This is a genomic window from Pseudofrankia sp. EUN1h, assembly GCF_001854645.1.
Lineage (GTDB): Bacteria > Actinomycetota > Actinomycetes > Frankiales > Frankiaceae > Pseudofrankia > Pseudofrankia saprophytica.
This window is the reverse complement of the sequence record NZ_MBLN01000097.1, coordinates 20,793-27,285: the sequence shown is the minus strand read 5'-3', so window position 1 is coordinate 27,285 and position 6,493 is coordinate 20,793. Positions and strand designations below refer to the sequence as shown.

The 6,493-nt window shown below is 68.8% G+C and carries 7 protein-coding genes and 1 pseudogene; 1 reads left to right on the top strand and 7 read right to left on the bottom strand.

The annotated features are described in order from the left end of the window. The 7 genes and pseudogenes from BCD49_RS36570 to BCD49_RS36545 form a co-directional block, all read right to left on the bottom strand. Window positions 1-798, bottom strand: a 798-nt coding sequence (locus tag BCD49_RS36570) for a serine/threonine-protein kinase (protein WP_131803639.1), incomplete at its 3' end; no start/stop codon positions are given. 305 nt (window positions 799-1,103) lie between these two features. Next, window positions 1,104-1,586 (bottom strand): alpha/beta hydrolase domain-containing protein, encoded by a 483-nt coding sequence (locus tag BCD49_RS42860; protein WP_007507398.1) that lies wholly within the window; start codon window positions 1,584-1,586, stop codon window positions 1,104-1,106. Beyond that, a pseudogene (locus BCD49_RS45580) lies at window positions 1,564-1,743 on the bottom strand (alpha/beta hydrolase domain-containing protein); the annotation flags it as partial. The pseudogene BCD49_RS45580 and the gene BCD49_RS42860, both read right to left, overlap by 23 nt. Next, window positions 1,709-1,858: an alpha/beta hydrolase domain-containing protein gene (locus tag BCD49_RS45575; protein ID WP_241832470.1), complete on the bottom strand. Its 150-nt coding sequence runs from the start codon at window positions 1,856-1,858 to the stop codon at window positions 1,709-1,711. The pseudogene BCD49_RS45580 and the gene BCD49_RS45575, both read right to left, overlap by 35 nt. 493 nt (window positions 1,859-2,351) lie before the next feature. Next, window positions 2,352-3,362 (bottom strand): VOC family protein, encoded by a 1,011-nt coding sequence (locus tag BCD49_RS36555; RefSeq protein ID WP_007507396.1) that lies wholly within the window; start codon window positions 3,360-3,362, stop codon window positions 2,352-2,354. Further along, the gene (locus BCD49_RS36550; RefSeq protein ID WP_071042428.1) at window positions 3,362-4,597 is read right to left on the bottom strand and encodes a cytochrome P450; all 1,236 of its coding nucleotides are present in this window, start codon (window positions 4,595-4,597) and stop codon (window positions 3,362-3,364) included. Before BCD49_RS36550 ends, BCD49_RS36555 begins: the two co-directional genes overlap by 1 nt. A gap of 439 nt (window positions 4,598-5,036) precedes the next feature. Then, the gene (locus BCD49_RS36545; RefSeq protein ID WP_007507394.1) at window positions 5,037-5,645 is read right to left on the bottom strand and encodes a TetR/AcrR family transcriptional regulator; all 609 of its coding nucleotides are present in this window, start codon (window positions 5,643-5,645) and stop codon (window positions 5,037-5,039) included. 165 nt (window positions 5,646-5,810) lie between these two features. Between BCD49_RS36545 and BCD49_RS36540 the strand changes: the two genes are divergently transcribed. Further along, window positions 5,811-6,353 carry a PaaI family thioesterase gene (locus BCD49_RS36540; protein WP_007507393.1) on the top strand — a complete coding sequence of 181 codons (543 nt, stop codon included), beginning with the start codon at window positions 5,811-5,813 and terminating at the stop codon, window positions 6,351-6,353. Window positions 6,354-6,493: the final 140 nt, after the last annotated feature.

Sequence of the window (6,493 nt, the reverse complement as noted above, 5' to 3'; positions counted from 1 at the left end):
CCAGTCGGGGTCCGCGTATTCGATGCGGTGATAGACGGCGATGTCGCTGCCGAACGGGTACTCGCCGGTCGCCGCGAAGTAGGCGGTCGCGCCCAGAGAGAACACGTCCGAGGAGCGCTCCGCCTGTCCGTCGATGACCTGCTCCGGCGACATGAACGCGGGCGTTCCCACTGCCACTCCCGGGCGGCTGACAGCCGCACTGACACTATCGGCGGCCCGCGCGAGCCCGAAATCGATGAGCAACGGCCCGTCCGCCGCGGTGATGACGTTCGAGGGCTTGAGGTCCCGATGGATGACCCCGGCCCGGTGGATCGATTCGAGCGCCTCCGCGACCCCGGCGATCAGGCCGAGCACGGTGCGGGCGGGCAGTGGTCCACCGCGGCGGACCACTGCTGACAGGTTTGGTGCCGGCACGTAGGACGTCGCGATCCACGGCTGGGCGGCCTCGGTATCCGCGTCGATGACCGGCACTGTATAGGCGCCCTGCACACGACGCGCGATCGCGACTTCGCTGGCGAACCGATGGCGGAACTCCGGGTTGTCCGCGAAMTCCTGGCGTACCAGCTTCAGCGCGATCGGCCGTCCACTGCGGCTCGCTGACAGAAAGACGGTTCCCATGCCGCCCTGGCCGATCCGGGCGCGCAGCGCATACCCGCCTACCTCGGCCGGGTCGTCGGGCAGCAGAGGCAGGAACAGATGATCTGCGGCTGAGCGCCGCCGATTGCGCGAGGCGCCGCCGCCAGAGGCGCTGGCACCCCGCCGCCTCGAAGGCTCGGTGGTCTGCGACAAAGTCTCCATCGGCTCCTCACAGCCCGCCGACCGGCGCTTCTGTGCAGGCAGCCTGAACTGCCCTCACGCACCGGCTGTATGACGGGCGGCTCACGTCCAGGCTGCCCGCGCAGAAGCCCCCCGGCCGACAATAGTGTACGAAGCGTGGCAGACACGTCGCCTTCAGGCTTCATCGGGCGCAGCGGATCCGTCACGCGAACCCCGAACGCATGCGCCACCCCGCGCGGGCCGTGACCCACGCCGGAGGCCTGGTGTCTGGGACCGTCGCCGGAAGCCCATGGTTCGCATTCCGGACCCATCGCCGACACTCCCTGCTACGCCGTGACGCGGTCTGGTTGGGCGTAGGCGAGCATCGCGTCGCGGTCGGCCTGTAGGACGAAGCCGGCCTTGACGGCCCTGTCGACCGCAGCGGTGTACTTCGTCATGTACTGATCTCGGGACGGGTAGAACTGTGCGATCCGCCCGGTGGGCAGTGGGGTGGTGGACCCGAACAGGGTGCAGATAACCGACGGGTTCGGGCCGGGGGTGCCGGACAGGGTATTGACCGGGACGTCCACCGGCGGGGTGCGTATCCCGCCTTTGGCGATGCCGTCGCCGTCGCGGACGACGTGTGGATCGTCGCCGGTCGTCGTCTCGATCCGTGCGACGGCGGCGGGCGCGGTGCCGGTAGAGACCCAGGTCTCTAGAGCGTGCAGGGCCGCCTTGACGACGCATGGGTGCCAAGCCGCCCAGCACCGGCCCGCCAGCCCGGACGGCGCGCGCGACCTGGGTGAAGATGTCAAAGGCGTAGCCGTCACCGGGATGGTCGAGAGAGCCGTACCGGGCCGGGTCGGTGCCCTTCAGCCCGGAGGCTCCGGCGCCTGCTGCGCCTGCTGCGCCTGCTGCGCCTGCTGCGCCGGCGGTGAGCGCGGCACCGCCATCACTCCGGTGTACTGCGCCGAGACCCCGACTCACACGTCGCCGTTGCTGCGGACCGTCTCCTCGTGCGCGCTCGTCCACCCCGCGTGGCGTACGAGGTAGCCGTCCCGGAGACGGCGTACTCGGCCTCGACATATCCCGTGCCCGTCAGGTCGACTGCCGGTTCTACGACTGGCGCTGGCTGCAGCCGAACACCGGCCCGCTCGGCTTCCGAGACTTCCGTCTGCCGATCGCGGCCTGGTCCAGATCCGTGGCCATGGAGCGGACTGGGCCGCGACGATCACCGAGGCGGGAAAGTCGTTGCTTGCTGGCGAGAAGTCGGCCGTCGCCGTCGCGACGGCCGAGGCCAGGACGCCGGCGTGGCGTCCAGCTGTCGAGAGGACGGCGGCCGCGTCGATGCCGGCGCGGCGACCGCTGGCAGGCGATGCGGCGGTGTCCGGGGCGACCGTGGTCGACGAGGTGCTCGAGGCCGGGGTGCCGCGGATCGAGAGCCCGGACGAGGCGGTCCGGGCGGCCTACCGCCGCGCGCTCGGGGGCCACGTACCAGGCGTCGTAGGAGGTGACGTTGTCGCGGAGTTCCCACACCTGCCTTCCGAAGGGATCGTGGGCGGCCAACCGACAATGAGTCCGGCGTACTGGCTCCGCTATCGGTCGGTGGCGAGGGCTGGGTGCCAGGGTGGTCCGGCGTGGTCGGCCTCCCGGTACCGTCCCCGCGGATACGTCACGAGTTCGAAGTAGAGGCCGAACGGGGCGAGGCCGTGGATGGTGTAGGCCTCGTCGCCGGCCTCGTAGTCGTATGCCGGCTTCTTGCGGCCGAGGATGTGCGCGTCCCGGGTGGTCAGCGAGTCGAAGGCGGCGTCGATGTCGTCGACGTAGATCGCCAGGTGCCAGCCGCCGACGTCGAACATCGCGGGCCAGCCCTGCTGCTGCCCGGGGTAGGGCGGACATTCGATGAGCTCGATGCTGAGGTGCGAGGAGCGCAGCGCGCGGGCGCGGGTCGGCCTGGCTCGCGCGTCGACGTTGGCGAAGGCGCGTAGCCCGCCATCCGGACCGCCCGGTGGCCACGGTGGGAGGTCCACGTCGCGCCGGAACCCGAGGATGTCGGCCAGGAAAGCGCTCGCCTCGTCGAGCTCGGCGACCGTGACGCGTAGTCGTTCGAAGCCCCGGAAACCCGGCAGCGATCCGGGCCGCGGCCGCCAGGCCGGCTCGGCGATGGGCGTGGATTCCGCCGGTGCCCGTACCAGCTCGAAGTGCAGGCCGAACGGGGTCAGGTAGCGGCGTTCCCCTAGTGCGTAGACGTCCCGCTCCGCCAGGAAATCGACGGCGGCGTCGATGTCGTCGACCGCGGCGGTAAGGCCCCAGCCGCCGACGTCCAGCAGGTCGGGCCAGACTGTCCGCTGGCGGGGCGTGCTCACCTGAAACAGCTCGATGTTGAGGAACGGGCTGCGTAGGACGCGCACGTAGTGGACGACGGAACGCACGTCGGCGTTGGCGATGACCCGCATGAACGGGCCCCTGCGGCCTTCGAACGGGCCCATCGTGTACAGCGTCTGGCAGCCGAAGACGTCGGTGAAGAACGCCGTCACCTCGTCCAGGTCGGCCACCGTGATGTTCAGATGCTCGATACCGCGCGACGTCGGCAGGCCGGCGGTCATCAACGGACCGTGAAACTGATCGGCTCGGCGAGGAGTACCCGGTTCACCGTCGCGCGGAATGCGATCTCGGCGCCGTCCTGGAGCCGGAAGCCGTCCAGCCRCCGCAGCAGTTCCTCGAGCGCAATGCGCAGGTTCATCCGAGCCAGGTTCGAGCCGAGACAACGGTGCGGACCGGCGCCGAAGGCGAGGTGCCGGTTCGTGGCGCGGTCGAGGTCGAAGTCCTCCGAGTGCGCGAACTCCCCCGGGTCCCGGTTCGCCGAGGCCCAGTAGATGATCACCTTGTCGCCTTTCCTGATCTGGCGACCGGCGATCTCGACGTCGCGCATGGCGGTGCGCGTGATCTGCACGAACGGGCTGTCCAGGCGTAGGAGCTCCTCCACCGCCCGCCCCAGCAGGTCGGGCTTCTCGCGCAGCAGCACCGGAATCTCCGGGTGTTCGCAGAACCGGAGCATGGACTGGCCGAGCGCGCCCGCCGTTGTCTCCAGCCCGCCGAGGACCAGGAGCTGGACGGTGCCGACGATCTCCTCCTGGGTGATCGGCCGACCCTGGATCTCGGCGTTCAGGATCGCGTCAATGACATCGCCCTTCGGCTCTTGGCGCCTCCGCTGCGTCAAGAAGTCGCCGATCCAGTCGGACAGGCCTCGCCAGCACGCGGCCGCCTCCGGGTCCTGCGGAGCGCCCGACTTGTTGGCCAGGTAGGCGACATACTCGACCTCGTCCGCGGGCGCGTTGATCGCGACCTCGAAGAATGACTGGGCGGGGTATGGACGGGCGAACTCGGTCATGAAGTCACACGCACCGCGGTCGGCGAAGCCGTCGATCAGGCGGTTTACCAGCGTCCTGGTCCGTGGCTCCCATGCCCGGACGGCCTTCGGTGTGAAGAACGGGTTGATCAGCCGCTTGAACTCGCGCTGAAGCGGTGGATCTATCTCGACGGGCAGGTTCCGTACAGCGATCGGGGCCACCGGCACGGTCAGACCGAAGGCAGAACTGTAGGTTTCCCAGTCCTGGGCGATGTGCAGCACCTCGTCGTACCTGGTGACGACCCAGTAGCCGCCGTAAACATCGCTGTGCGCGACCGGGCACGTCGACCGCATCCGGTTCAGCACCGGGTACAGGTTGTCGATGACCTCCTGCGATAAATGGTCGAAATGGTGTTCGCACCATTCGTCGGTGATGGACGTTCCGTCGATGAGCGCTTCCCTGGACCGCCCGTCCGTCGGCTCGTCAGCCATGGACTCTCCCTGCTGATCGGTGCTACCTCGCCATGACAGCCCCGGCGGCAGGCCGCCCGTCGTGGCGCGCTGGCGGCGCGGCTGGCGCGAGGGGCGGGGTCCCGGGGACAGCCACCTCCTCCGCCGGCGCCTGGCCGGCTAGTAAGTGAACGCATGCTCGCAAACATTCGATCCTAAGGTCAATCCTCTGACCCTGTACCTGCCGAAAATTACATCCGTGCAGGTCAGGCCGCGTGTTCGTGCTCGTGCGGGACGCCTGTACCGTGCCAGAACTCGGTTTCGGGCCGTTGACCTGCGACTTCGCTGGCCGCCGCGGCTTTCGAAGGTGGTCGCCAGGGCGTTGAGGACGGGCTTCCAGCAGGTCAACCGCAATGGCCAAGTTCTGGCGCTCAACGGCCTGCTGGTGACTTGGCGTGCTACCGACACGGTTGACGGACCGTCATGGCTCCGGGCTCCCATGGCGTGCGAGGCCGGCCAGGAGGGCGTTCAGGCCGAGTTCCCACCGTCGGTTGATCGATTTCGGGCTCGTGCCCAGTCGTCGGGCGATCTCGGCGGCGGCCAGCCCCTGGGTGAGCGCGATCACGATGTGAGCGATGTCCGTCTCGTCGCCCTGCAGGACGCCGGCGTCGATGCACCGGCGGACGTGGACGACGATGAAGATCCGCACTGCGCTGCTTGCCTCCAGCTCCTCCGGTTCGGGGTCGAAATCGCTGAACGGCCGGGAGAACATCACCTGGGACAGGACGGGATTGTCGCGGACGAAGTCCCGGTAGATCAGCACGAGGCGGATCAGGTCAGCGCGGGGATCATCGGTGTCAGCCAGGAGATGTAGCTGTTGGCCGAGCAGCCGGAAGCCGGCGAAGAACATCTCCCGGACGAGGCCGCCCTTGTCCCCGAACAGCTCATATACGGCCGGGGTCGACGTGCCCGCCGCGCGCGCGACGCCCCGGGCCGTGAAGCCGGCCACACCTTCCCGCGCGAGCAGGTCGGTGGCGGCCGACAGTACCCGGTCGCGCAGTTCGGGGGTCCGTCGCTTCGGCCTCGGCACGGKGGTGATCTTAGCAAGGTAGCGAGACGTTGTTCCGGAACGACGTTACGTTATGCTTTGGCCACCAGGCCAGCGGGATGGCTGATCGCGGGGCGCGCGCAACACCGTGCATGACCCTGGCGGGCCGACCCGCGGGATCCGGAGCGCGATCTCGGGAAGGCGAAGATGACGGAGCCGCTTGACGAGTTCACCCACGCCGCCGAGGGCGACCCCGCGACGTGGGGACCGCGGCACAGCCGCACCATCACCTGGCACGGTCACGAAGCGGCAGTACGTGCTGGCGCCCACCTCTCCGGCCTGGACTACCTGACCGCGATGAAGGACGGGCGCCTGCCGGTCTCTCCGATCGGACGCCTCGTCGGTCTCGAGGCGGCCCGCGTCGACCACGGCGACGTCGTGTTCCGATGTATTCCGGACCATTCCTTCTACAACCCTCTGGGAATCATCCACGGCGGCTTCATGTGCACGCTGCTCGACGCAGCGGCAGCTTCCGCAGTGCATACAACACTCGCGGCCGGCGTCGGCTACACCACCGTGGAGATCAAAGTGAACTTCCTGCGCGCGATACGGGCAGGCGACGAAGTGCAGGCCCACGGTTGGGTGACCAGGCCGGGCTCCCGCCTGACTTTCGCCGAGGCCGACATCCGCCACACGGACGGCAAACTGATCGCCAATGCCACCACCAGCTGCCTCATCCTGCCGTCCTGAGAGCGGCGCGATCCGCGCGGTCGCGTGGATCGCGTCGTCTCACTTGTCACCGCCGGACGTGGCGGGCGTCAGTCAGGCCAAAGTCGCTCCCCGACGATCGACGCCAGCCGATCGTCTGTGATCGCTGGGGGTGCTCAATC